Raw genomic sequence first — 25,914 nt, 5'->3', positions numbered from 1 at the left:
GAATTGAAAGGCTAGGGGATCGCTGAAAGCCCGACAAGTTTACCTATGGGCGAGCAACGGTATTTATTCTGAAATCTTTAATTGAATTTTCGACGGGCTTGCGATGGCGCTCGCGCCCCGGTCCGGGATCGCCCGCAAACCGGCCATTCCGGTCTGCGGGCGGTCATCGTCACATCGCGGCCAGCAAGGCCTCGCCGCTGGAGGTTTCGCAACCGCGCGTCTGTTCGGGCTGGAACAGGGTCACCACGCCGTCTTCGACCAGCATCGCGTAACGCTTCGAGCGGCCGAAGAACCCCAAGGCGGGGGCGTCGAATTCCATCCCGATGGATTTGGTGAAGGACCCGTCGGCATCGGCCAGCAGGGTGATCCCCGCCGCGCCCGCGCCGGTGGCCTGATCCCATTCCTTCACCACGAACAGATCGTTCACCGCGACGCAGATGATTTCATCCACGCCCTTCGCCGCGAACTGGTCCTTGGTGCGGATGAAGCTGGGCATATGCGCCGTCTGGCAGGTCGACGAAAAGGCCGCCGGCACCGCGAAGATCACCACCTTGCGGCCCTTGGTCTTGTCGGCCAGCGATACGGTTTCGGGGCCCTCGTCGCCCAGCCGCGACAGAACGGCTTCGGGCAGGTGATCGCCTACTGAAATGGTCATTGTCTGTTTATGTCCCTGATTGCGTTTCCTACAGACGCTCATATAGGGTTCGCCGCAAGACCAGCCAGCAATTTCTCACCGGGAGAACCATCATGAAAAAGGTCGTTGTCGTCGGCGCCGGACAGGCGGGCGCTGCCCTCGCAGCCAAGCTCTGCAATATGGAATTCACCGGTTCCATCACCCTGATCGGCGAAGAACACGTTCCCCCCTATCAGCGCCCGCCGCTGTCGAAGAAATACCTGCTGGGCGAAATGGAACTGGAACGGCTGTATCTGCGGCCCGAAAGCTTCTACGCGGAAAACGGCATCACCCTGCATCTCGACGAAACCGTGCAGGCGATCGACCTCAAGGACAAGGTGGTGATCGCGGGGGGCGAAGCAATCCCCTATGACGAACTGGTGCTGACCACCGGGTCGGTGCCGCGCCGCCTGCCCGGCGCCATCGGCGGCGAACTTGACGGCGTTTACGTGGTGCGCGGGCTGAAGGACGTCGATGCGATGGCGCCGGAATTCCGCGAAGGCGCCAAGGTGCTGATCGTCGGCGGCGGCTATATCGGGCTGGAAGCGGCGGCGGTGGCGGCCAAGAAGGGGCTGCAGGTGACGCTGGTGGAAATGGCAGACCGCATCCTGCAGCGGGTCGCGTCGCCCGAAACTTCGGATTACTTCCGCGAATTGCACACATCGCACGGGGTGAACATCCTCGAAGGCGTCGGGCTGGACACCCTGACCGGCGAGGGCCGGGTTTCGGGCGCGAAACTGTCGGATGGCAGCGAGCTGGACGTCGATTTCGTCATCGTCGGCGTCGGCATCAGCCCCGCCACCGCCCTGGCCGAAGCGGCGGGGATCGAGATCGAAAACGGCATCAAGGTGAACGAACTGGGCCAGACCAGCGATCCGCATGTCTGGGCGGCGGGCGATTGCGCCTCCTTCCCCTACAAGGGCGCGCGTATCCGGTTGGAATCGGTGCCCAACGCGATCGACCAGGCCGAATGCATCGCCGAAAACATCATGGGCGCGGGCAAGACCTACGTCCCGAAACCCTGGTTCTGGTCCGACCAATACGACGTGAAACTGCAGATCGCCGGACTGAACACCGGCTATGACCGGGTGATCACGCGGCCCGGCGATAAGGACGGATCGGTGTCCTTCTGGTATTACAAGGGCGATGAATTGCTGGCGGTGGACGCCGCCAACGATCCGCGCGCCTATATGGTCGGCAAGCGGCTGATCGACGGCGGCAAATCGCCCGCGCCCGATCTGGTGGCCGACCCGGAAACCGACCTCAAGGCGCTGATGCAGGCATGAGGATCGTCGCCGGCGCCTTCAAGGGCCGCGCGCTGGCCTCGGTCGGCAAGGGCGACCCCGGCGCGCATCTGCGCCCGACCACCGACCGCACCCGCGAAAGCCTGTTCAACATGCTGATGGGCGGGCGCTTCGGCGATCCGGTGACCGATGCGCGGGTGCTGGACCTGTTCGCGGGCACCGGCGCGTTGGGGCTGGAAGCGCTGTCGCGTGGCGCGTCCCACGTCACCTTCGTCGATGACGGCACCAAGGCGGGCAGCCTGATCAAGCAGAATATCGCGATCTGCGGGGCGCAGAAGCAGACCAAGATGATCCGCCGTGATGCGCGCAAATTGCCGGAAAACCCGGGCGATCCCTTTGACCTGATCTTCCTCGATCCGCCCTATGGCAAGGGTCTGGGCGAAATCGCCCTGCAAGCGGCGCTGCGGGGCAACTGGATCGCCGAGGGCGCTCTGATCGTCTGGGAAGAAAGCGCCGCCGTGACCGTGCCCGAGGGCCTGACCCAGATCGACGCGCGCAGATACGGCGACACCACGATCACGCTCTTGGAAGCCTGATCATTCGACCAGCAGGTCGACCCGGTCCGACCGGCCCTTCGCGTCGATCACCGACAGCCGCAGGAACCCCTTGCCGACCTGCCCCAGATCGGCCTGCCTCTGGTGATACCCGGTCAGCACCGGCGCTCCGTTTGCCAGCACGGTAAAGGGCGGCGCCCCGTCGCGCAGCTTCAGCACCAGCCCGCCACCGTCCAGCGCCAGCCGCGCCCCGTCGGGCGGAAAGGCCAGCTTCGGTGCGTCCGGTTCCGCCTCGAACACCGCGTGGCGGCCACGGAACCGCTGCAGCGGCTGGGGCAGGTCGGCGGTGCTGACGATCAGCGTTTCGGGCGGCGGTGGCGGCAGCGGGTCCAGCGCGGGCTTCAGCCGCTGGAACGCCTTGAACAGCACGGGTGCTGCCAGATCGCCGCCAAAGGCGCCCGGCACCGGCGTGCCGTCGGGCCGCCCTATCCAGACCCCGATCACATGCGCCCCGTCGAACCCCACCGCCCAGGCGTCGCGGTGGCCGTAAGAGGTGCCGGTCTTGTAGGCCAGATGGTTGCGCGGCGCGCCGTCAGGCGGGACAAGCCCCGACAGGATATGCCCGACCTGCCAGGCGGCCGACCGGCTGACGATCCTCTCGCCGCCATCCGCCCCCCCGGTCATGTGCAGCGCCACCGACTGCCCGCCATTGGCGATCCCGGCGTAAAGCTGCACCAGGTCTTGCAGCGTGACCCCGACGCCGCCAAGCGCCACCGCCAGCCCCGGTTTTCCGCCCGGGATCACCGGATCGGCGCCCGACCGGCGCAGCGCCGCCATCAATTGGCCCGGCCCGATTTCATCGGTTAGCAGCACCACGGGAATGTTGAGCGATTCCTGCAACGCCGCCGACACCTTGATTTCGCCCCGGAACCGCCCGTCGAAATTCTGCGGCGCGTAGGACCCGAAGGCGACGGGCCGGTCGTTGATCAGGGTTTCGGGATGGATCAGCCCCCGGTCGAACCCCATCGCATAGACCAGCGGTTTCAGCGTCGATCCGGGCGAGCGGATCGCGCTTGTCATGTCGACGAACCCCTGCCCCCGCCCCGGCGCGAAGCGGCGCGACCCGACCGATGCCAGGATTTCGCCGCTGCGGTGATCGGCCACCAGGATCGCGATCGACAACCGCTCGGATTTGCCGCGCAGCGACAGATCGGCCAGCTCCTCCAACCCCGCCTGCAACGTGGCATCCAGCGTCAGGTCGATCCGTCCGCGATCCGGCAGCAAGGCCCGCGCATGGTCCGCCGCATGGGCCGCCAGCGCCGGGAAGGCGCGACGGGTCCGGGGCACCGGGTCATAAACCGCAGCGGCAACATCCTCGGCGCCCAAAACCCCCGCCTGCTGAACCCGCGCCAGCACCCGGCCCCGCGCAGCCTCGGCCGCTTGCGGATGGCGGTCGGGGCGGCGCGCCTCGGGCGATTGCGGCAGGGCCACCAGCAACGCCGCCTCGGCCGGGGTCAACCGCCCCGGTTCCTTGCCGAAATAACTCAGCGACGCCGCCCGCACTCCTTCGATATTGCCGCCGAACGGCGCCAGTTGCAGGTAAAGGTCCAGGATCGCCCCCTTGCCGACCCGCCGTTCCAGCGCCAGCGCCACCCGCATCTGCCGCAGCTTGCCCGCCCAGGACCCGGTGCTGCCATCCTCCAGCAACCGCGCCACCTGCATCGTCAGGGTCGATCCGCCCGACACGATCCGCCCGTTCCACAGCGCCTGCGCCCCGGCCCGCGCCAGGGCGCGCGGGTCGATGCCGCGATGGGTCCAGAACCTCTTGTCCTCATAGGCCAGCAGCATCGCGATATAGCCGTCATCGACCCCACCCCGCGCCACCGGCAGCCGCCACAGACCATCCGCCACCGTATAGGCGCGCAGCAGCACGCCGTTCCGATCACGCGCCTCGGCCGAGGTGTCGACTATCAAGGGCGGCAGCTCGGTCCGGTCCACCCAGCGGTCAAACCCGTCACGCAAGCCCGCCCCACCCAGCAGCAGGGCCACCAGAAGGACCGGCCAGAGCCGTTTCATTCCGCGATCCGCACCCGGCCCGATGCGGTATTGGCGCGGTATTGCGGGCGATACATGTCTTCGACCGTGGCCGCCGGGTGATGGAATTCGCCCGGCGAAATCGCCCGCACAATATAGGCCAGTTCGAACGCATCCTTGCCGTCCTGATCCACCGCCGCAAGGAACCGGTCGGCGCGGAATTCGCTGTATTCGGTGTCTGCCGGGTCAAGCCAATCCAAGGCCCCGATATCGCCCTGTCGCAGCAGGTTCGGGTTGTCGATCTCGAACCCCGCCGGCAGCGGGTCGTTGACGATCAGCCGCGCGCCGCCATCCTCGAACGGGGTCACCTTCAGCACCGTCACCAGCCGCATCCCCGTTTCGACCTGATCCAGCGTCACCTGCTGGCCCTCTGTCGTGTAATAGCTGCGGTCGATGCGGAAGCCATAACCGCCCTGATCCACGCCGCCCTCGGGCACGCCGGTGGTGGTCAGGGTGATCGGCGTGGCCGATCCCGACACGTTGCGGATCGCCATCGGCTGCGCGCCGACCCGATCCTCAAACATCCGGGCGAAGGGGCCTGTCGCGGGCTGCCCGTCGATTTCCAGCCCGGTCATCGACGGGTCCTGCACCAGCGCCTTGGCCGCCAACAGCGACCAGGACGCTTCCTGCGTCGACATCGCCCTCCCGGCGGCCCCGACACGCTGCACCAGCGCGTCGCGATCCACCGCCATGCTGCCCGCCTCGACCGCCAGCGACAGAACACCGGCGGCATCGCGCAAGTGGGTGCCGTAATCGGCGCGCAGCACACGCGCGCCTTCATCCGGCAGGCGCTGCAGCATCCTTGCCGCGCGGGCAAACATCGCGTCGGCCCTTGTCTGATCCCCGTAGGAGGCCAAAGCCGCACCGAGCTGTGCCGCCGCCAAGGGCGTGGTGAAGGCATCGCCCTTCACGTCGGCATAGTAGCGCAAATCGCCCATCGCCGCCGCGCCTTCGCGCGCCAGCACCATCAGCGCATAGGCCAGGTCGCCGCCGCCCTCGTCGAAATCGGGGCTGTAATTCACCCGGTTGCGCAGGTTGTCCATCGCCATGCGGAAGGCGGTATCGGGCACCGCGATCCCTTCGGCGCGCGCCCGGCTGAGGAAATCGGACACGTAAGCGTCGAGCCAGAAATCCCCCGACCCGGCCCGCCACAGCCCGAAGGCCCCGTTGGAGGATTGCCGCGTCAGCACCTTTTCCACCGCCTGATCGACCCGCTTGTTGATGCGATCGCGATTGCCCAACCCCAAGGCGTCGCTGAGCTGACTGAGATACAGCAAAGGCATCGCCTGGCTGGTCACCTGTTCGGTGCAGCCATAGGGGTAGCGGTCGAGCGAGGCCAGCAGCGCCGGCGCGTTCAGCCGCGCCAACGGCCCCGCCGTCACCACCGCCGATCCGCTGCCCGGGCGCAGCCCGGCAAAGACATCGCCGTCCAGCGTGAAGGTATCGCCCGCGTCGAGCGTGAAGCGCTGCGTCAGCGACACCTCAGGATCGTTGTTGCGCACCCCGATGGTCAGGTCCTTGATCAACTGCCGCCCCTCCGGCGTGGTCAGCGCCACCCGGATCGCGTGATCGCCGACCTCGCCCGCCGTGACCGGCAGGCTCAGCACCTGTTTGCCCTTCTCGGCCAGCGTCACGCCCGACGGCACCGAGGCGGGATCGAGCACAACGCCATCGGCGGTCACGTCCAACCCCATCCGCCCCGCCGGGCCGGTGGCGTGGACGATTTCCAGCAGAAGACGGCTTTCATCGCCTGGCGACAGGAAGCGCGGCAGGCTGGCGGTGACAACCACCGGGTCGCGCACCAGAACATCCGCCTCGGCCTGCCCCACGCCGGTTGGCGACCAGGCCACCGCCATCAGCCGCACCGTGCCGTTGAAGGCGGGCAAGTCGAAACTGACGCTTGCCTTGCCATCCGCGCCGATTTCGACCGGGCCGGTGAAATAGGCGACCAGTTCCTCGGTCGGCGGCGGCGACTGGAACCCGGCGCCCATCCCGGCATCACCACCCGAGCGCACCTGCCCCATCGCGCCGTTCATCCCGTCGATCAACCGGCCATACAGATCGCGGATCTCCACGCCCAGACGGCGCTGACCGAAATAGTGGCCGAACGGATCGGGGCTTTGGAATCCGGTCAGGTTCAGGATGCCCACGTCGACCGCCGCGACGGTGACATAGGCGGTTTCGCCCTCCTTCACGCCCTCGACCTGCACCGATGCGGCGAGCGTCCCGCGCGGATCGGCCTCCGCCGGGGCGTCGAGGCGCACCTGCAACTGCTTGTCGCCGGGATCGACCTTGGCATAGCTCAGCCCCAGCGACCGCGCCGGGTTGCGCCCGGCGCTCACATCCATCGGCCGGACTACCGAGGCCGTCACGTAAGCCCCCGCGCCCCAGTCATCCGTCACGTCGAGCGGGATCAGGTTTTCGCCCTCGCTGACCTCGACCGCCTTCATCGCGATCACCCGGTTCGACATCACCGTGACAAGCGCCTTGCCCGCATAGCGCGGCACCAGCCGCAATTGCGCGACCTCGCCGCTTCCATACGCCGGTTTGTCCAGCGACAGTTCCAACGTATCGGGCGTGGTGCTGACATCGGCGGGTGCGTACCATCCGGCATAGAAGGAACTGCTGGCCGACACGTAGTCGCCACCCTGCCGTTCCACCACCAATTCGTAATTGCCCCACTCGACCGGTACGCTGACCGTCAGGGGATCGGCGCCCAGCATCGCTTCGCCGCTGCTGATCGGTTTGCGGGTGGTGATCGGTTCCCAGTTCCAGCTGCCCCATTGCTGATACCATTGGTATCGATGGGTGACCCGGTTCAGGGTCCAGCGCACCGGCATGTCGATCTGGCTCAAGTCGGGGCCAAGCGCGATCACCTGCAACTGCGCCTCGCCGCCCTCGGGCACCACGCCGTCGAACATCTGCTTGATGCCGATGATCGGGTTCGCGGGCGCCAGGTCGCGTTTCAGCCGCCGTTCGACCGGGCGGCCCGATCCTTCGGCGACGTTGACCCGCACTTCGGCCGTCAGCGGCCGGTCGGCATTTTCCATCGCGGGCAGCGGCAAGGGCATCACCGCGACGCCCTGATCGTCGGTTTCGCCGCCACCGAAGAATTCGGTGCGTTTGTAAAAACTTTCATCCTGCCGCCCGTAGCGATAGCCGGGATAACCCTTCAGCTCCTCCGCCTCGGACAGCACCACCGACCCGTCGACCGACAACCCGCCCGCCGGCGCGCCGAAGAGGTATTTCGCCTCTACCGTCAGCGGCGGTTCGTCCCCGGGGCGCAGGTCGTAATCGGGCAGCGACAGGGTGAAATCGATCCGCTCGGGCAGGAAATCCTCGACCAGAACGGTCTGGCTGGCCAGCGCGGGTTGATCCACGTCGGCCTTGATATCGAGCCGCCACGACCCGCGCGGCACGCTGTCGCCAAGACCGAAGGCAAAGACATGACCGCCCGCCTTGTCCTGCGACGACAGCGATCGGGCATATTCCACCCCGTCGGGCCGGGTCAGGATCGCGGTGACCGGCAGGCCGCCGATCGCCGCCACGGTGCCGTCGCGGGCCAGAACGGTGGCGTGGATGGTTTCACCAGCGCGGTAGGCGCCGCGATCGGTGGTCAGGAAGACGTCGATCGGCGGGCTGGGTTCACGGCCCTCGACGCCACGATCCGATAGGTCGAACGCCGGGTCCTTCAGCGACAGAAAGGTCAGGTCCCGATCCCCCTGCGCCACGGTCAGCAGCGCGGGCGCCGCCGCGCCCAGCCCCCTTGTCAGCCCGGCATCGAAATGCGCGTGGCCCTCGGCGTCGGTCTGCACCTCGCCCAGCACCCGGTTCGATTGCGAAATCAGCGTGGCCGTGGCCCCGGTCACCGGTTCGGCGTCCCCCAGCCCGCGCACGAAGACATGCAGCCCGTCCACGCCGCTCAGCGTGGTCACGCCCAGATCGGACAGCACGAACCATTGCGTCGCCAGCGGGTCCTCGTAGGGGTCCGCGCCGGGCACCTCGGCCGACAGCGCGTAGATCCCGGCGGGCAGGTCGGCGATGATATCGCCCAGCGGCAGGCGGGTGGTCATGTCGCGGTTCAGTTCGTTCTGAACCTCACCCTTGCCGGTCCAGACCTGTTCGCCGATCAGGGCGCCAAAATCGGTTTCCTCCCAGTAATTCAGCGGCCGCCCGAAATAGTGCGACTGGAACACCCGCAGCATGTTGCGATCGCTGACCTGGCGCAGGGTCAGGTCGAGCACATCGACATTCACCGTTTCCACCGGCAGCGCCGCGTCGGGCGATTTCGGCAGCACGTAAGCGCGGCCCGAGAAGCGAACCGAAGCGCTGCGGTCGCGCACGTATTGGGTGATGGTGACATCCTTGGCCATGGTTTCGCCGCTGGCGGCAGGCAGGCCTTCGCGGAAGGTCAGGCTGTAGCGCTGGCCGTGATCCAGCCCGTCGACGCAAAGCCGGTTGCCGCTGACCGTCACCGCCATGTCGGTGGCAGGCAGCTTGACGAAGGGCGTGTAATCGACCCCGGATTTCACCAGCGGGTCGGAAAATTCGGCGCAGATGCGCGGGGCGGCGCTGTCGCTTTCGGCGACATGTTCGGTGATGCGGAAGCCGTATTTGCCGATGGCGTCGTCCAACGCATCGCTCAGCTCGGCCCAGTTCGGTTGCCTGTCCAGCGCCAGACGCAGCGCCGGGATCATGTCGCGGCCGCGATCATTGGCCTCGAAGGCCTGCGCCATCAGCTGCAGGCTGTTGGCGGCAAGCGCCGGGTTGGCGGCCCGCAGATAGGCGTTGATCGCCGCCGAAAGCGCGCGGCTGCGATAGCGGTACTTGTTGTTCTTGTCGGCCTCGGCGGCCAGCAACGACAGGCGGGCATATTCCAGCCATTGATCGGGCGCATCGCTATGCGATACCGCCCCGCCCATCCAGCGCATTGCGTTGATCCAGTCCTTTTGCTGGCGCCGGTCCTGCGCCGCGTTCAGCAAAGCTTCCAGCGAATACTGCCCGGCCGGGTGGGTCCAGCCGATCCGCTGCGCCTGATCCCGCGCCGCCTTTATGTCGCTGTCCCCGAGGAAGGGCGCCGCGGCGGCGCGCGCCGCCGCATCCGCGCCAAGACCCGCCGGACTCTCGACGATTTCGGCCGACCAGGCGCCGGCATAGGGCTGGCGGTCGGTGATGTCGGATTTGGGGAAACAGGCGTTGGATTTTTCGTTGAAGGTGAAGGCCTTGCAGTTCGGATCGGCCAGGCAGGCGCGTTCGCAGGCGTCGAAATCGGTATCGAACAGCGCCTGCAGGTCGGAGCCGTAGAAATCCACATCGCGGGTCAGGATGTAATGGCGCTGCGGCACCGCCTCTTCGGCGGCGGCGGGCGACAACAGACAAAGGGCGGCGAAAACGGCGGAAAGAACGCGGCGCATCAAAACGGCTCCTGATCAAATCAATTGCCGTGATGGTGACACGCGGGCCGAGGATTCGGCAAGGGCAACACCCCCCGCCGCTGCGGGGGATTGCGAAGGATTGCGCCTATTTACGGGGCGCGTGTTTACGGGGCGTGGCCGGGATCAGGCCGCGGCAGCCTCCGCCGCCTCGGCGCTGCGCAGGAACACCCAACGGTCGCCTTCGCTCAGGTCGGGGCTAAAGCGGTAACCGCCGGTGTCGAAATCCTTGATCCCCTCGGGATCGGTCAGGCGGCGCTGGATGATGAAGCGGGCCATCGCGCCGCGGGCGCGCTTGGCGTAGAAGCTGACGATCTTCGGCACGCCCGCCTTTTCTTCCATGAAGACCGGGGTGATGACACGCAGCTTCAGCGCGCCCAGATCCACCGCGCCGAAATATTCCTGGCTGGCGCAGTTGATCAGCGTGTCGGTGCCGATGTCTGTCGCCTGCGCGTTCAGCGCCTCGGCAATGTCACCGCCCCAGTAATCGTAGAGGTTCTTGCCCTTCGGGTTCTGCAAACGGCTGCCCATTTCCAGCCGGTAGGGTTGGATTTTATCCAGCGGCCGCAGCAGCCCGTAAAGCCCCGACAGGATGCGGAAATGATCCTGCGCCCAGGCCATTTCGTCGTCGTCCAGCGTTCCCGCTTCCAGCCCGACGTAAGTGTCACCGGCAAAGGCCAGCGCGGCGGGTTTGGCCTCCATTTCGCCGAAATCGCGGAACCTCTCGGCGTTCAGCTTGCCCAGCTTTTCGCTGATATGCATCAGCTTCATCAGGTCATCGACCGTCAGGTCGCGCGCCACGCCCGCCAGTTCCTCGGCCCTGTCGGCAAATTGCGGCTGGGTGGGGGTGATGCCCTCAACCGGGGTGGTGTCGATCTTCTTGGCCGGGGAAACGACGATCAGCATGACGGGTCCTCAGAAATGTTGTTTAGAACGTTTCTAACCTGCTTCGCGCAGGACGTCCAGAAAGGCGGTGGCAAAACGGTCGGCCCGCTTTTCGCCCAGCAGACGCGCCATCGTGCCTTCGTCGCCGGGCCGGACCTGCGCCACCTTGGCCAGCAGCGACGCCGAACAGCTCAGCGGTTTTTCCGACCCGTCGCTGCCGCGGGTCAGATCTGCCTGAACCTCAAGCAGACGGTCGTAAACTGCCCCGGCATCGCGGCCCGCCAGCTTGCGGCGGGTGGGGTGCATTTCCTCGACCGCGCCGGTGATCACGGAGAGGAAATCGGCGCCGTAGCGTTCCAGCTTCTTCGCCCCCACGCCGCTGATCCGCGCCATGTCGTCGAGCGTCGCGGGTCGGGTTTCGGCCATTTCGATCAGGGTGCGGTCGTTGAAGATCACGTAGGCCGGCACCCTTGCCGCCTCGGCCAGCGCGCGGCGCTTGGCCTTGAGCGCGGACAGCAGCGGCGCGTCTTCGTCGCTGACCAATGCCTTGACCGCCGGGCGGCGCTGCGCGGAAACGATGGTGTCCTTGCGCAGCATGATCGTGTCCTCGCCGCGCAGGATCGGCAGGGCGGTGTCCGTCATCCGCAATGCGCCGTGGCGTTCGGGATCGGGGCGGATCAGGTCATGGCCCATCATCTGCCGGAAAATCGCCTGCCACTGCGGGCGGCTGTACTCCTTGCCCACCCCGAAGGTCGGCAAGTCGTCATGCCCCTTGGCGCGGATACGGTCGTTCGTGTTGCCCAGCAGAATCTCGATCAGGTGGCCCGACCCGAACCATTCCCCGGTGCGCAGGATCGCCGACAGCGCCATGCGCACCGGCTGGGTCCCGTCGAACACCTCGGGCGGGCTGTCGCACAGGTCGCATTTGCCGCAAGTGACCTCAGTCTCGCCGAAATAGCCCAGCAGGGTTTCGCGGCGGCATTTCAGCGCCTCGGCCAAGCCCAGCAAGGCGTTCAGCCGCGCATGATCGGCCATGCGCCGTTCGGGCGGCGCCAGCCCTTCGTCGATCTGGGCGCGGCGCAGGCGGATGTCGTCGGCGCCGAAAAGGGTCAGGGTTTCCGCCGGCGCCCCGTCGCGCCCGGCGCGGCCGATTTCCTGATAATAGGCTTCGATCGATTTCGGCAGGTCGGCATGGGCGACCCAGCGGATATCGGGCTTGTCGATCCCCATGCCGAAGGCCACCGTCGCCACGACGATCAGCCCGTCCTCCTGCTGGAAGCGCTGTTCCGTCAGGCGGCGATCCTCGGCCTCCATCCCGCCGTGATAATGGCAGGCGGCGTGGCCTGCATCGCGCAGCGCCTTGGCCAGCGTTTCGGTCTTGGCCCGCGTGCCGCAATAGACGATGCCGGACTGGCCCTTGCGGGCGGCGGCGAAGTTCAGGATCTGACTGCGGGGATTGTTCTTGGCGGCGAAGGCGAGGTGGATATTGGGCCGGTCGAAACCGCGCAGGAAGGTTTCGGGCTGCTGCCCGTCGAACAGGCGGGTGACGATTTCGGCCTGGGTTTCGGCATCCGCCGTTGCGGTGAAGGCAGCCAGCGGCACGTTCAGGTCGCGGCGCAATTCGCCGATGCGCAGGTAATCGGGGCGGAAATCGTGGCCCCATTGGCTGACGCAATGCGCCTCGTCCACCGCGATCAGGCTGACCCCGATCCGCCGCAGCATCCCCAGGGCCGATCCCGCGCCCAACCGTTCGGGCGCGATGTACAAGAGCTTCAGCCGCCCTTCCTCCAGCGCCTGCCAGACCGCATCGGTTTCTTCGGGGGTGTTGCCGCTGGTCAGCGCGCCCGCCTCGACCCCCGCTTCGCGCAGGCCGCGCACCTGGTCGCGCATCAAGGCGATCAGCGGGGAAATCACCACCGTCACGCCCTCGCGCATCAGCGCGGGCAGTTGGAAACACAGGGATTTGCCGCCGCCGGTCGGCATGATGGCCAGCACGTTGCGGCCCGCCGCGACAGCCTCGACCACCTCTTCCTGCCCGGGGCGGAAGGCGTCGTAACCGAAAACATCGCTCAGAAGCGTGGCAGCGCTTGGCATGAGGACCTGTAAGATTGTTTGTTTCTGCTCTTACAGGAGTTGTCCCACACTAAGAATCGGTAAACAAGCCCCGGCGGCGACGCGCGGGGCTTGCGAACAGGATCGTCAGACGGGGATCAGTAGTAACCGAAGTTGTTCTGCACCACGATGCGGATCGCGATGATGCCCAGCAGCACCACCAGCGGCGCCAGGTCGATCCCGCCCATCGGCGGCAGGATCTTGCGGATGCGCGAATACAGCGGCTCCAGCAGACGGTTCAGCCCGTACCAGATCTGCGCCACGAATTGCTGATGCAGGTTCAGCACCTGGAAATTAATCAGCCAGCTCATGATCACATGGGCGATCACGAAGAACCAAACGACATCCAGCACAAGCATCAGGATCTGGATCAGCGAAATCATCGACGGCACCTCTTTCTTGGGTCGCTCAACAGGTAAGCGCGGCGCGGCCAAGACGCAAGCTTTGACGCGGGGTTTCTGTTGACCCTGCCGCAGTGCGGCGACAGACAGGCCCGGTCTGACAGGAGCCCGCAATGTTTCCGCTGATCCGCCTGGGCAAGGAATTCGTCAAATTCCGCAACGCCCCCGCCCTGCCCTATGACGGCACCCATGTGTCGCAGCATATGTGCCTGCCCTGGGATATCGATCCGTTCATGGAGCTCAATAACGGCCGCACCCTGACCCTGTTCGATCTGGGCCGGCTGATACTGGCGAAACGGGTCGGGCTGATCGCCACGCTCAAGCGCGAAGGCTGGGGCATGACCATGGCCGGGTCCTGCGTGCGATACCGCCGCCGCATCCGCATGTTCGACCGCTTTGAAATGCGGTCGCGCGCCTTGGGCTGGGACGACCGGTTTCTTTATATCGATCAGACGATGTGGAAGAAGAACGGCGATTGCGCCAACCACGTCGTGTACCGCGCCGCCGTCACCGATACGGATGGTATTGTCGGCACCGACAGGGTGCGCCGCGCGCTTGGGGTTGAGGGCGTCGCGATGGAATTGCCCGATTGGGTGCTGAAATGGATCGAGGCCGAAAAGGCACGTCCATGGCCCCCAATTCAGGATTGACTTGCCTCACGGTTAATTCGCCTGTCATAACACATTGCAAGAGATAAGAGATTTGGGGACAGGGATGCGGAAACGTATTTGGGGTTGGTTTTTCTTCGACTGGGCCAGCCAGCCGTATAACACGCTGCTGCTGACATTCATCTTCGCGCCATATGTGAAGGAAATGATGGGCGACGGCACCGCCGCGCAATCGGCCTGGGGCTTCGGCATCGGCGCGGCGGGAATCGTGATCGCGCTGCTGGCGCCGATCCTGGGCGCGATGGCGGACACGTCGGGCAACCGGCTGCGCTGGATCTGGCTGTTTTCGGTCATGTATGTGGTCGGCGCCGCGGGCCTGTGGATCGCCGCGCCCGGGCATTTCAACCTGACCCTGACCCTGATCCTGTTTGCGATCGGGCTGATCGGGATGGAATTCGCCACCATCTTCACCAATTCGATGCTGCCCGACCTCGGGACCAAGGAAGAAATCGGCCGGATTTCCGGCAATGGATGGGCCTTCGGATATGTCGGGGGGCTGATCACGCTGATCCTGATGCTGGTCTTCTTCGCCGAAAGCGCCGCGACCGGCAAAACATTCGTCGGCCTGTCGCCGCTGTTCGGGCTGGACCCCGAAATGCGCGAGGGCACCCGCTTCGTCGGCCCGCTGACCGCGATCTGGTACGCGGTGTTCATGATCCCCTTCTTCCTGTGGGTGCGCGATCCGAAACCCGCCGGGGCGCCGAAAGGTGCGGTAAAACAAGCGCTGAACGAAGTGGTGCACACCCTGTCCCGGCTGCCGCGGACGCCGTCGCTTTTCGCCTACCTCATCTCGTCGATGTTCTATCGCGACGCGCTGAACGGGATGTACGTGTTCGGCGGCATCTACGCCGCCGGCGTGCTGGGCTGGAGCGTGGTCGACACCGGCATCTTCGGCATCATCGCCATCATCGCCGGGGCGATCTTTGCCTGGCTCGGCGGCCATGCGGATGAACGCTTCGGGCCCAAGCCGGTGATCACCGTCTGCATCCTGGTGCTGACCTTCGTCGGCATCTCCATCGTCCTCGTATCGCGCGACAGCGTCTATGGCATCCCGGTCGGGGCGGATTCGAAATTGCCCGATATCGTGTTCTATGTCCTCGGCGCGCTGATCGGCGCGGCGGGCGGGATCATCCAGTCGGCCAGTCGCACGATGATGGTGCGCCAGGCCAATCCGCACAAGATGGCCGAAAGCTTCGGGCTCTATGCGCTGGCGGGCAAGGCGACGTCCTTCCTGGCGCCGCTGCTGATCGGGGTGGCAACCGCGATCACCCAAAGCCAGCAATTGGGCGTTTCTCCGCTGATCGCGCTTTTCCTTATCGGGCTGATCTTGCTACGCTGGGTCAAACCGGAAGGGGACCCGAAGGCATGGCAGGACGATTCCTCAAATTCGTAGCGCTTTCGCTGCTCCTGGCGGGCTGCGAAAGCAGCCCGCAGACCGACAACGCGACACCTGCCGTTTCCACCCAGCAGGCGATCCCGAAGGCCATGGTCGGCGTCCCCGCCAAGCAGCTGTTCGGCGCGCATGATCACGGATCGGCGCAGCGGCCCGAACCGCATGGCGGCTATTCCAAGGGCTGCCTTGCGGGCGCCGTGCAGCTGCCCGAAACTGGGCCGACCTGGCAAGCGATGCGGCTCAGCCGCAACCGCAACTGGGGCTATCCCGAAACCGTCGATTTCATCCGCGACCTGTCGGCCAAGGCAGCAAGCCAACCCGGCTGGGCGGGGCTGTATGTCGGCGACATGAGCCAGCCGCGCGGCGGGCCGATGCTGACCGGGCATCGCAGCCACCAGATCGGCATGGATGTCGATATCTGGATGCTGCCGCCCAAGCGGTTGAACCTGACCGCGCAGGAGCGCGAAAACCTGTCGTCGATTTCGATGCGCCGCGCCAAGGGCGCCTATGTGAACGAAAACTGGACCCGCCAGCATCACGAAATCCTCAAGGCCGCCGCCCAGGACCCGCGCGTGTCGCGCATCTTCGTTTTCCCCGGCGCCAAGGTGCAGATGTGCAAGGACGAAAAGGGCGATCGCGCCTGGCTGCGCAAAATCCGGCCCTGGTGGGGGCATCATTACCATTTCCATGTGCGGCTGAACTGCCCCGCAGGCGCGACCGGCTGCGTCGATCAGGACGCGCCGCCGCCCGGTGACGGCTGCAAGGACGCCGAAGACTGGGTCGACGACATCCTGCATCCGAAACCGCCCGATCCCAACGCGCCGCCGCCGAAACCGCGCCGCGAACTGACCATGGCCGACCTGCCGAACCAATGCGTATCCGTCTTGCAATCGCAATAACGGCGCTCGCCGCCTTCGGCCTGACCGTATCGGGCAGCGCCCGGCCGCCGGAAAAGGCGCGCCTGCTGACCGCCTATGGCTGGAGCGAAGAGCTGGACGGGTTCGGCGGCATTTCGGCGCTGGAACTTGGCCCCGACGGCAGCAGCTTCTTCGCCGTCACCGACCGCACCCTGCTGCTGCAGGGCCGGTTGCAGCGCGGCGACAGTGGCGAGGTGACCGGCGTGACCCTGACCGGATCGCATGAGTTGCTGACTCCCGCGGGCAAACCGCTGACCGGCTGGCGCCGCGATTCCGAAGGATTGGCGCTGCGCGGCGACGGGCTGCTTTATGTCAGCTTCGAAGCCGGGGCCAAGGTCTGGGCCTATCCCGACCCGCAAGGCCCGGCCACCCGGCTGCCGGACCATCCCGATTTCAACGACATGCCCGGCAATGCGGCACTGGAAGCCCTGGCCATCGACGCCCGGGGGCACCTGTACACCGTTCCCGAAGCGCCGCTGCGCCGTTCCGAAGACCTGCCGCTTTACCGCTATGACGGAACCGAATGGCGCATCGTGCAACACATCACACCGTCCGACCGCTTCGCTCCGGTCGGCGCCGATTTCGGGCCCGACGGGCTATTCTACCTGCTGGAACGGAACTTCGGCGGCATCGGGTTTCGCAGCCGGGTACGGCGCTTCGATCTGGCCGATTTCGACCCGAAGGGCGAGGTGCTGTTCACCTCCGCTCTCGGCCAGCACGACAATCTCGAAGGGTTGTCGGTCTGGCGCGACGGGACCGGACAGATCCGCCTGACCATGGTGTCGGACGACAATTTCAAATTCTTCCAGCGCACCGAGATCGTCGAATACGCCCTGACGGAAACGCTTGCCAAAGCCCCATTGAGCCATTAAAGCCCGCCCGTTCGTTCCCGCGCAAAGGGAACCATGTCGCCGCTACCATGTAAAAACGGATCGAGAAAATGAACCGCACACATATTCCTGGCATCCTTGCCATGGCCGCCATCGTGCTGGCCTCCAATATCCTCGTCCAGTTCCTGTTCGGCCAATGGCTGACCTGGGGGGCGTTCACCTATCCTTTCGCCTTCCTGGTGACCGACGTGATGAACCGCGTCTATGGCGCAGGCCCCGCGCGCAAGGTCGTCGTCGCCGGTTTCGTCACCGGCGTGATCTGTTCGCTGATCGGCACCCAGATCATCGGCGAATTCGGCCCGCTGGTCACCCTGCGCATCGCCATCGGCTCGGGCCTGGCCTTCCTCGTCGCGCAGCTGACCGACGTGGCGGTATTCGACCGGCTGCGCGGTGGCAAATGGTGGCACGCGCCGCTGGTCTCGACCCTGTTCGGGTCCTCGCTCGACACGGCGATCTTCTTCAGCATCGCTTTTGCGTCCGGGCTGAGCTTCATCGAACCCGCCAACGACGTGTCCTGGGCCAACGAGGCCCTGCCGCTTCTGGGCGCCGGGCCGATGGTGCCGCTCTGGGTCAGCCTGGGCTTTGCCGACTGGTTGGTGAAACTTTCGCTCGCTTTGATAGCACTTGTGCCTTTCCGCATCATCGTGGGGAAACTTACAGCACCTGCCACATGATTTTGTTTTGACATATCGGAATTCTGTGGCACGATTCTCCTATCGAAAACTCAGAAAGGAGGTGCTCTAGTGTCTAATGGGATAGCGGAGAGAGGTGTCGGAACAGTTCGGAAGGCTAGCATCTGAGGCAGCCCTTGGGTGCAAATCTCCCGGATTGGTGAGCGCCTAACCGGCCCACCTCCTTTTCTCTTGAGGGTCGCCCCAAACCGGGCGGCCCTTACTCTTTTATCCCCCGCGCATTAGAGTCCCGCCATGCTCAGGATCAACGATCAAATCTCCATCGCCGATTGGGAACTGACCGAACAGTTCGTCCGCGCCTCGGGGCCGGGCGGGCAGAACGTGAACAAGGTCAGCACCGCGGTCGAACTGCGCTTCGAGGCAGATCGCAGCCCGTCCCTGCCCGGCCCGGTGAAGGCGCGGCTGAAACGGCTGGCCGGGCGGCGCTGGACCAAGGAAGGCGCGCTGGTGATCCAATGCGACGAAACCCGCAGCCAGGCGCGCAATCGCGACATCGCCCGGCAACGGCTGGCCGATCTGATCCTGAAGGCGCTGGAAAGGCCGAAGCGGCGTATCCCCACCAAACCCACCAAGGGCAGCCAGCGCCGCCGCATCGAGGCCAAGAAACAGCGCGGCGAGGTCAAGGCGCTGCGCGGCAAGATCAGCGACGACTAACCAAAGGCGATACGGGGTTACTACGGTCTTTCCGCCCGCTGGCATTCCGGGCAATAGTCCCGGCATGGGAGAAAACGCACTCGACAGCCGCTATTCCTGGGCCCGGCTGGGCCTGTCCCTGCTGATCGGCATCATCGGCAGCGCCGGGATGTGGATGGTCATCACGGTCATGCCCAGCATCCAGTCGGATTTCGGGCTGGACCGGGCCGAGGCCTCCTATCCTTATATCCTGACCATGATCGGCTTTGCGCTCGGCAATTACCTGATCGGCACCGTGGTCGACCGGCTCGGCATCACCCTGGCGCTCAGCGGATCGGCCCTGCTGATCGGGGCGGGTTTCGCCCTGGCCGCGATCAGCCCGACGATGTTCCTGCTGTCGGCGCTGCACCTGCTGATCGGACTCGGCACCGCGGCCAGTTTCGGCCCGCTGATCGCCGATGTATCGCTATGGTTCCTCAAACGCCGCGGCATAGCGGTGGCGGTTGCCGCCAGCGCCAATTACCTGTCCGGCGCGTTCTGGCCTGTGGTGCTGTCGGATTACCAGGCCGCGCATGGCTGGCGCGCCACCTACCTGCTGCTGGCGGTGATCTGCACCGTTTCGGTGCTCGCCCTGGCCCAGCTGCTGCGCCGCCGCGTGCCGGTCGAGGCCACCGCCCGCGCCGACGCGGTGTCGAACGAACGGGCACGGTCGAGCGGTTTCAGCAACGGCGCGCTGGTGGTCCTGCTCGGCCTCGCGGGGATCGGCTGCTGCGTGGCGATGTCGATGCCGCAGGTCCATATCGTGTCCTTCTGCGTCGATCTCGGCTACGGTCCGGCGGTAGGGGCGGAAATGCTGTCGCTGATGCTGCTGGGCGGGGTCGCGTCACGGCTGCTTTCGGGTCTGCTCAGCGACCGGTTCGGCGGTCTGCGCACGCTGCTGATCGGATCGGCGCTGCAGATGATGGCGCTGTTTCTCTACCTGCCCTTCGACGGGCTGATATCGCTTTATGTCGTATCGACCATCTTCGGCCTGGCCCAGGGCGGCATCGTGCCCAGCTACGCGGTGATCGTGCGCGAATACCTGCCCGCGAAAGATGCCGGCAGCAAGGTCGGCTTCGTGCTGATGACCACGGTGATCGGCATGGCGCTTGGCGGCTGGATGTCGGGCTGGATCTACGACATGACCGGCAGCTATCAACTGGCCTTCTGGAACGGCATCGGCTGGAACCTGTTGAACATAATGATCGCGCTGACAATCCTGTTCCGTTCGATCCGCCCGACGCCCTTGCCCGCCTGAGCGCTTCTTCTGTTCAAAAATATCCCGGGGGAGTCGCCCGACACGGGCGGCGGGGGCAGCGCCCCCGAACCCGCTCAGACCCCGCGCGATCCGCCCATGTGGGATTCGCCGCGCTTTCGCGCCAGTTCGATCTGCTTCTGCCGCTCACGGAACCGCGCCTTGTCACCCTCGCTGGTCTCACCGATACAGTGATGGCAGGACACACCGTGTTCGTATTCGGGACGCTGCCGATCCTGCGGCAGGATCGGCCTGCGGCAAGCGTGACACAGCAGATGCGGGCCTTCTTTCAATCCATGCCCGACCGACACCCGGCCGTCGAAGACGAAACACTCGCCTTCCCAGCTGCTGTCTTCCTGCGGCACCTCTTCAAGGTATTTCAGGATACCGCCCTTGAGGTGATAGACATCCTCCACCCCCTGGCCGAGCAGGAAATTGGTCGATTTCTCGCAGCGGATGCCGCCGGTGCAGAACATCGCGATCCGCTTGTTGTGGAAACGCTGCTTGTTTTCCTCCCACCAGGCGGGAAAATCGCGGAAGCTTTCGGTATGCGGATCGACCGCGCCCTCGAAGGTGCCGATCGCCACCTCGTAATCGTTGCGGGTATCGATCACCGCCACGTCGGGGCTGCGGATCAGGTCGTTCCAGTCCTGCGGCTCGACATAATGGCCCACTCGTGCCTTTGGGTCGACGTCCGGTTGCCCCATGGTGACGATTTCGCGCTTCAGCTTCACCTTCATGCGCGGAAACGGCGGTTCAGACGCCGTGCTTTCCTTCCATTCCAGATCGGCGCAGCCCGGCAGCGCCCGGATATGGGCCAGCATCGCATCGATGCCCGCCCGCGACCCGGCGATGGTGCCGTTGATCCCTTCCTGGGCCAGCAGCAGCGATCCGGTCACATCCTGCGACAGGGCAAGGTCGAGCAAGGCGGGTTTCAACGCCGCCGGATCGGGAAACCGGGTGAAGTGATAGAGCGCGCAAACGGTATACATGACGGATGATCTAAGCCTTCTGCCGCTTTCCTACAAGCGCGCGAAAGCGCCGTCTGCCGCCAGCGCCAGCCCGTCGACCACGGCGGTGAACACTTCCGAGGTTTCCGGGGTGGCGTCGGGGAATTGCGCTTCGACCTTATCGCGGATCACCGACATCAGGCTCGACCCGCCGACATAGACGATCCGGTCCACCGAGGACATATCGCAACCGGCGTCCACCACCGTCTGCACCGCGTATGCACCGATCTGATCGGCGAACTCCGCCAGCTCCGCCCGCATGTCGCCGCGCGGCAGCGGCACCGCCAGCCCGCGTTCGATCGCGTCGAGCCGGATCGTGCCGTCCTCGGCCCCGTTCGCGCCGATCTTGCCCGCCTCGACCGCATAGGCCACGTCATGGCCCAGGTGCATTTCCAGCACCTCGCCCAGCCGCGCGAACAATTCGGGCTGCGGCGCCAACCGTTCCCATTTGCGCACGTCGCGCAGCAATGGCGCGCCATAGACGAAGGTGATCTTTTCCCAGGTCGCCAGGTCCTGGAACAGCGCCCGCGGCGCTGAATGATGCCCCGGCCCCATTTCATTGCCGATCTGCGCGCCATAGCCCAGCAGCGGCATCGCGTGGGACAGGCTGAGCGCCTTGTCGAAATCGGTGCCGCCGATGCGCACGCCCTGGCTGGCGATGATCCGCGTTTCGCCGCCCTGCCGGTCGCAGAGCGTGAAATCCGACGTACCGCCGCCGATATCGACGATCAGGTTGCGCCCCTCGCCGCCCACCGCCAGCGCCGCCGCTTCGGGTTCGGGCAGGAAGGACACGTCCTTGAACCCGGCCAGGTGATAGGCCTCGGTCAAGTCGACCAGCGCCTGCGCGTCGCGGGCATCGGAACTGGAATGAAACCGCACCGGGCGGCCCGACAGGGCGCGGTCATAGCTCTGATACGTCGCCGCCTCGGCCCGGGTCCGGATTTCCCGCAGGAACCGCGCGATCACTTCGATCAGGGTCAGCTTCTCGTTCATGAACTGCCGCTTTTCCCGCGCTAGCGGCGTGCCCAGCACGGATTTCAGCGATCGCATGAAGCGGCCATCGCTGCCCTCCATCATCGCGCGCGCGGCCTGGCGGCCATAGACCGTCTTGCGGGTGGCGAAATCCAGAAACACCGCCGTCGGCAGGGTGGTTTCGCCCGGCTCCAGCGGGATCAGGTAGGGCGCGCCGTTCACGCAGACCCCGGCAGCGGTGTTGGAGGTTCCGAAGTCGATTGCCAGGACGGCCATGTGCCCTACCCCTTGTTGCGAAAGAGCCGGTTCTAGGCAAATCCCGCGCGCCCGGCAAGGGGTCAGCCGGCCAGTGGCAGCACCGGCAGTTTGCGGGCGATATCAGATCGCATCCGCTCGGCCCCGTAAAGGGCGGAAATCGCGCCGGGCGTCGTCATTTCCGGGTGGGCGTCGATCACCCGGTCGATATCGCCGATCTCTTCCGGCAGCGCCTCGGCGATCACGCTGACAAAGGCGAAGGTCAGCGTTGCGTTGAACTTCTCCGGCACGCCCGCCGCCCTGGTCAGATCACGCAATCCCCGCGAAATCCGCGCCAGAGCGTCGTAGAAATCCCCCTGCTGCAGGGCCAAGATGGCGACGCCGACATGATCGCGATGGGAAAACTCGGCCGGGTTCAGCGTGCCGTCATCCAGCGCGGCAAGTTTTGCTGCGTAATCACTCATCTTCCGCCTCCCCGATCTTGTGGGCATCCTCCGAGGTCAGGTCCAGATCATAGACCTGCTTCAACATCTCGATCTTCTCCAGCACGGTCGAGCTGAACGGCGGTGCCTTGCCCTCCAGCGCGTGCAGCGTGATGCCCTCGACCAGTTCCGCCATGCTGATGTCCAGATGCTCGGCCAGCCCCTTCAGAACCTTCAGCATGCGCTTTTCCAACCGCAGCCCGGTTTGTACTCTCTCGATTCTCTTCATACTATTTGGGTACCTTGGTACCATTCACAAGTCAATCCGCCGCTTGACCCGCTGCCGCAGCCTGCTACCCCTTGAGCAAAGGAGACGCCCATGACCCAAGCCCTGATCGTGATCGACGTGCAAAACGATTTCTGCCCCGGCGGCGCGCTGGCGGTTCCCGGTGGCGACGACATCGTTCCGGGCATCAACGCGCTGATGGATGATTTCGACGCGGTGGTGCTGACCCAGGACTGGCATCCCATTGATCATTCCTCCTTCGCCTCGCAACACGCAGGCAAGGCGCCGTTGGAGATGATCGACATGGCTTACGGCCCGCAGGTACTGTGGCCCGATCACTGCGTTCAGGGCAGCGAAGGCGCGGCGTTTCATGCCGGGCTGAACACCGACCGGGCCGATCAGGTCCTTCGCAAGGGATTCCGCCGCACCATCGACAGCTATTCGGCGTTCTTCGAAAACGACCAAACGACGCCGACGGGGCTGGAGGGCTACCTGCGCACGCGCGGCATCGAAAAGCTGACCTTGGTGGGGCTGGCCACCGATTTCTGCGTCAACTTTTCGGCCGTGGACGCTGCGAAGCTGGGTTTCGACGTCACTGTCCGCACGGATCTTTGCCGCGCCATAGACCTCGACGGATCGCTGGCGGCGGCGATGGCGGGGATGCAGGACGCCGGGGTGAGGATCGGCTGATGGCCACCGCGCAATCGACCATCGACCACCTCGCCGATATCCTGGCCCCGGCTGGGCCGATCCGCGCCCTGCCGATGTTCGGCGAATACGGGCTGTATTGCGGGGTGCGGCTGATCGGGTTGGTCTGCGACGACCGGCTGTATCTGAAGATCACCGACGACACCCGCGATGCCGGGCTGGAACAGGCCCCGCCCTATCCCGGCGCGAAACCGCATTTCCTGGTCGACGAAGAAGCGCTGGAAGACCCCGACACCCTGCTGCCGCTGGTCCGGGCGACCTATGCCGCGCGGCCCGATCCGAAGAAAATCCCGAAACGCCTGCAGGGGCTGTAGCCCTTTATTCAGGACCCAACGTCTTACTGACGGGCGCTTGCCAAGCCCGGCCGCCGTCCCGTAAACCCGAACCGGTCGAGTGAGGAGCCCCGGAATGGTCGATATCGCCACCCGCGTCTGGAACCACAAATGGAAGATCGATCCGATCGTCCGGTCGCTGATCGACACGGATTTCTACAAGCTGCTGATGTGCCAGTCGGTGTTCCGCAACAGCCGCGACACCCAGGTGACCTTCAGCCTGATCAACCGGACCACCGATATCCGCCTGGCCGATCTGATCGACGAGGGCGAGCTGCGCGAACAGCTCGACCATATCCGGTCGCTGTCGCTGACCCGCGGCGAAAGCACCTGGCTCCGCGGCAACACCTTTTACGGCAAGCGGCAGATGTTCCGCCCCGATTTCATGGAATGGTTCGAAAACCTCCGCCTGCCCGATTACCACCTGGAAAAACGAGACGGCCAGTACGAGCTGACCTTCGAGGGCAACTGGCCCGAGGTGATGCTGTGGGAAATCCCGGCGCTGGCGGTACTGATGGAACTGCGCGGTCGCGCGGTTCTGAACCACATGAAGAAGTTCGAACTGCAGGTGCTGTATGCCCGGGCGATGACCAAGCTGTGGGAAAAAGTCGAACGGCTGCGCCAGATCGACGGGTTGAAGATCGCCGATTTCGGCACCCGCCGGCGGCATTCCTACCTGTGGCAGGACTGGTGCGTGCAGGCGATGGTCGAAGGTCTGGGCGACAAATTCGTCGGCACATCGAACTGCCTGATCGCCAAGAAACGCGACCTCGAAGCGATCGGCACCAACGCGCATGAATTGCCGATGGTCACCGCGGCGCTGGCCGAAAGTGACGCGGAACTGGCGCAGGCCCCCTATCAGGTGCTGGCCGACTGGCACGAAGAACACGAAGGCAATCTGCGCATCATCCTGCCCGACACATATGGCACCGAAGGGTTTCTTGAAAATGCCCCCGACTGGCTGGCCGGCTGGACCGGGATCAGGATCGACAGCGGCGACCCGGCGCAGGGCGCCGAGGCCGCCATCGACTGGTGGGCATCGCGCGGCGAAGACCCACGCCAGAAGATGGTGATCTTCTCCGACGGGCTGGACGTGGACAAGATCGAGGAATTGCAGACCCAGTTCGCGGGCCGGGTGCGGCCCTCCTTCGGCTGGGGCACGTTGCTGACCAACGATTTCCGCGGGCTGACGCCGCATGACGCGCTGGCGCCGTTTTCGCTGGTCTGCAAGGCGGTGTCGGCGAACGGGCGGCCGACGGTGAAACTGTCGGACAATCCCAACAAGGCAATGGGCCCGGCGGATGAGATCGAGCGCTACAAGCGGGTGTTCGAAGTGGGCGCGCAACAGGCGATGAAGGTCGAGGTCTGAAAATGGGCTGGCTGGAATTCATCGCGGCCTTCGCGGTGTTCTTCCTGTCACACAGCCTGCCGACCCGGCCCGGGGTGAAATCGCGGCTGACCGCCGCGATCGGCGCGCGCGGTTACACCATCGCCTATTCGATGCTGTCGCTGGCGGTGCTCTACTGGCTGCTAATGGCGGCAGGGCGCGCGCCGGTCGTGCCCCTGTGGGACTGGGCGCCGTGGCAGAACCAGGTGCCGCTGATCGCGATGGGGATCGCCTGCACCATCCTGGCGCTCACCATCGCCCGGCCCAATCCGTTTTCCTTCGGGGGGGCGCAGAATGACAGGTTTTCCACCGACCACCCCGGCCTGATCCGCTGGACCCGCCACCCGATCCTGGCCGCGCTGGCGATCTGGGCCGTCGCGCATATCGTGCCCAATGGCGATCTGGCCCATGTGATCCTGTTTGGCACCTTCGCAGGCTTCGCTTTTCTGGGAATGCGCCTGATCGACCGCCGCAAGCGGCGCGAGATAGGGGCGGAGTGGGACCGGCTGCGCTCAGAGCTGCGGGCGGGGCCGCCGTTCCACAGCCCCGCATCGCTTCTCGACCTGTCAATCCGGGTGATCCTCGGCATCCTGACCTATGCGGCGCTACTGCATCTGCACCCGGCTTTGTTCGGCGTGGCACCCTATCTGGGATGACACC

General features: G+C 65.4%; 23 protein-coding genes. 13 read left to right on the top strand and 10 right to left on the bottom strand.

Features of this window, described 5'->3' with window-relative positions:
* Window positions 1-169: 169 nt before the first annotated feature.
* Window positions 170-655, bottom strand: a complete 486-nt coding sequence (locus tag GR167_RS09495) for a peroxiredoxin (protein WP_160973226.1) — start codon at window positions 653-655, stop codon at window positions 170-172.
* Window positions 656-747: 92 nt separating this feature from the next.
* Here GR167_RS09495 and GR167_RS09490 point away from each other — a divergent pair, with 92 nt between their 5' ends.
* Together GR167_RS09490 and rsmD are read left to right on the top strand one after the other, a co-directional pair.
* Window positions 748-1,959, top strand: coding sequence for an NAD(P)/FAD-dependent oxidoreductase (locus GR167_RS09490; protein ID WP_160973225.1), 1,212 nt, complete (start codon window positions 748-750; stop codon window positions 1,957-1,959).
* Entirely contained in the window at window positions 1,956-2,513 is a 558-nt protein-coding gene (rsmD, locus tag GR167_RS09485; RefSeq protein WP_160973224.1) for a 16S rRNA (guanine(966)-N(2))-methyltransferase RsmD, read from the top strand. Before GR167_RS09490 ends, rsmD begins: the two co-directional genes overlap by 4 nt.
* Here rsmD and pbpC read toward each other — a convergent pair whose 3' ends face one another.
* From pbpC to GR167_RS09460, 5 genes are all read right to left on the bottom strand, one after another.
* The gene (pbpC, locus tag GR167_RS09480) at window positions 2,514-4,547 is read right to left on the bottom strand and encodes a penicillin-binding protein 1C (RefSeq protein WP_160973223.1); all 2,034 of its coding nucleotides are present in this window, start codon (window positions 4,545-4,547) and stop codon (window positions 2,514-2,516) included. It abuts the gene before it with no gap.
* Window positions 4,544-9,979 carry an alpha-2-macroglobulin family protein gene (locus GR167_RS09475; RefSeq protein WP_160973222.1) on the bottom strand — a complete coding sequence of 1,812 codons (5,436 nt, stop codon included), beginning with the start codon at window positions 9,977-9,979 and terminating at the stop codon, window positions 4,544-4,546. Before GR167_RS09475 ends, pbpC begins: the two co-directional genes overlap by 4 nt.
* A gap of 144 nt (window positions 9,980-10,123) precedes the next feature.
* Window positions 10,124-10,903: a peroxide stress protein YaaA gene (gene yaaA / locus GR167_RS09470; protein WP_160973221.1), complete on the bottom strand. Its 780-nt coding sequence runs from the start codon at window positions 10,901-10,903 to the stop codon at window positions 10,124-10,126.
* 33 nt (window positions 10,904-10,936) lie between these two features.
* A complete protein-coding gene (gene recQ / locus GR167_RS09465) occupies window positions 10,937-12,976 on the bottom strand; it encodes a DNA helicase RecQ (RefSeq protein ID WP_160973220.1) in 2,040 nt (679 codons plus the stop codon).
* Between the two features lie 116 nt (window positions 12,977-13,092).
* Window positions 13,093-13,377: a YggT family protein gene (locus tag GR167_RS09460; RefSeq protein ID WP_160973219.1), complete on the bottom strand. Its 285-nt coding sequence runs from the start codon at window positions 13,375-13,377 to the stop codon at window positions 13,093-13,095.
* Window positions 13,378-13,508: 131 nt separating this feature from the next.
* On the opposite strand from GR167_RS09460, the gene GR167_RS09455 reads away from it, so the two are divergent.
* The 7 genes from GR167_RS09455 to GR167_RS09425 all read left to right on the top strand — a co-directional run bounded on the left by GR167_RS09455 (window position 13,509) and on the right by GR167_RS09425 (window position 19,885).
* Entirely contained in the window at window positions 13,509-14,045 is a 537-nt protein-coding gene (locus tag GR167_RS09455) for an acyl-CoA thioesterase (protein WP_160973218.1), read from the top strand.
* A 64-nt stretch (window positions 14,046-14,109) separates the two neighbouring features.
* Entirely contained in the window at window positions 14,110-15,456 is a 1,347-nt protein-coding gene (locus GR167_RS09450; protein WP_160973217.1) for an MFS transporter, read from the top strand.
* Window positions 15,429-16,355 carry a penicillin-insensitive murein endopeptidase gene (mepA, locus tag GR167_RS09445; protein ID WP_160973216.1) on the top strand — a complete coding sequence of 309 codons (927 nt, stop codon included), beginning with the start codon at window positions 15,429-15,431 and terminating at the stop codon, window positions 16,353-16,355. The genes GR167_RS09450 and mepA overlap by 28 nt, the downstream gene beginning before the upstream one ends.
* Window positions 16,328-17,245 carry an esterase-like activity of phytase family protein gene (locus GR167_RS09440; RefSeq protein ID WP_160973215.1) on the top strand — a complete coding sequence of 306 codons (918 nt, stop codon included), beginning with the start codon at window positions 16,328-16,330 and terminating at the stop codon, window positions 17,243-17,245. Before mepA ends, GR167_RS09440 begins: the two co-directional genes overlap by 28 nt.
* Before the next feature lie 68 nt (window positions 17,246-17,313).
* A complete protein-coding gene (locus tag GR167_RS09435) occupies window positions 17,314-17,937 on the top strand; it encodes a queuosine precursor transporter (RefSeq protein WP_160973214.1) in 624 nt (207 codons plus the stop codon).
* A gap of 252 nt (window positions 17,938-18,189) precedes the next feature.
* Window positions 18,190-18,609, top strand: a complete 420-nt coding sequence (gene arfB, locus GR167_RS09430) for an alternative ribosome rescue aminoacyl-tRNA hydrolase ArfB (RefSeq protein ID WP_160973213.1) — start codon at window positions 18,190-18,192, stop codon at window positions 18,607-18,609.
* Between the two features lie 64 nt (window positions 18,610-18,673).
* Window positions 18,674-19,885, top strand: a complete 1,212-nt coding sequence (locus GR167_RS09425) for an MFS transporter (RefSeq protein ID WP_160973212.1) — start codon at window positions 18,674-18,676, stop codon at window positions 19,883-19,885.
* A 74-nt stretch (window positions 19,886-19,959) separates the two neighbouring features.
* On the opposite strand, the gene trhO is transcribed toward GR167_RS09425, so the two are convergent.
* From trhO to GR167_RS09405, 4 genes are all read right to left on the bottom strand, one after another.
* Window positions 19,960-20,874, bottom strand: coding sequence for an oxygen-dependent tRNA uridine(34) hydroxylase TrhO (gene trhO / locus GR167_RS09420; protein ID WP_160973211.1), 915 nt, complete (start codon window positions 20,872-20,874; stop codon window positions 19,960-19,962).
* 30 nt (window positions 20,875-20,904) lie between these two features.
* Window positions 20,905-22,140 (bottom strand): Hsp70 family protein, encoded by a 1,236-nt coding sequence (locus GR167_RS09415; RefSeq protein WP_160973210.1) that lies wholly within the window; start codon window positions 22,138-22,140, stop codon window positions 20,905-20,907.
* A 62-nt stretch (window positions 22,141-22,202) separates the two neighbouring features.
* Window positions 22,203-22,583: a hypothetical protein gene (locus GR167_RS09410; protein WP_160973209.1), complete on the bottom strand. Its 381-nt coding sequence runs from the start codon at window positions 22,581-22,583 to the stop codon at window positions 22,203-22,205.
* Window positions 22,576-22,830, bottom strand: a complete 255-nt coding sequence (locus GR167_RS09405) for a hypothetical protein (protein WP_160973208.1) — start codon at window positions 22,828-22,830, stop codon at window positions 22,576-22,578. Before GR167_RS09405 ends, GR167_RS09410 begins: the two co-directional genes overlap by 8 nt.
* Before the next feature lie 90 nt (window positions 22,831-22,920).
* Between GR167_RS09405 and pncA the strand changes: the two genes are divergently transcribed.
* The 4 genes from pncA to GR167_RS09385 all read left to right on the top strand — a co-directional run bounded on the left by pncA (window position 22,921) and on the right by GR167_RS09385 (window position 25,910).
* The gene (gene pncA / locus GR167_RS09400) at window positions 22,921-23,517 is read left to right on the top strand and encodes a bifunctional nicotinamidase/pyrazinamidase (protein WP_160973207.1); all 597 of its coding nucleotides are present in this window, start codon (window positions 22,921-22,923) and stop codon (window positions 23,515-23,517) included.
* Window positions 23,517-23,849 (top strand): TfoX/Sxy family protein, encoded by a 333-nt coding sequence (locus GR167_RS09395; protein ID WP_160973206.1) that lies wholly within the window; start codon window positions 23,517-23,519, stop codon window positions 23,847-23,849. Before pncA ends, GR167_RS09395 begins: the two co-directional genes overlap by 1 nt.
* A 94-nt stretch (window positions 23,850-23,943) precedes the next feature.
* Entirely contained in the window at window positions 23,944-25,236 is a 1,293-nt protein-coding gene (pncB, locus tag GR167_RS09390; protein ID WP_160973205.1) for a nicotinate phosphoribosyltransferase, read from the top strand.
* Window positions 25,237-25,238: 2 nt separating this feature from the next.
* A complete protein-coding gene (locus GR167_RS09385; RefSeq protein ID WP_160973204.1) occupies window positions 25,239-25,910 on the top strand; it encodes an NnrU family protein in 672 nt (223 codons plus the stop codon).
* Window positions 25,911-25,914 lie beyond the last annotated feature (4 nt).

Source organism: Thalassovita mangrovi, from assembly GCF_009857745.1.
Classification (GTDB): Bacteria; Pseudomonadota; Alphaproteobacteria; order Rhodobacterales; family Rhodobacteraceae; genus Thalassobius; species Thalassobius mangrovi.
The sequence above is the reverse complement of the archived record's forward strand: the minus strand, read 5'-3'. Positions and strand labels throughout refer to the sequence as shown.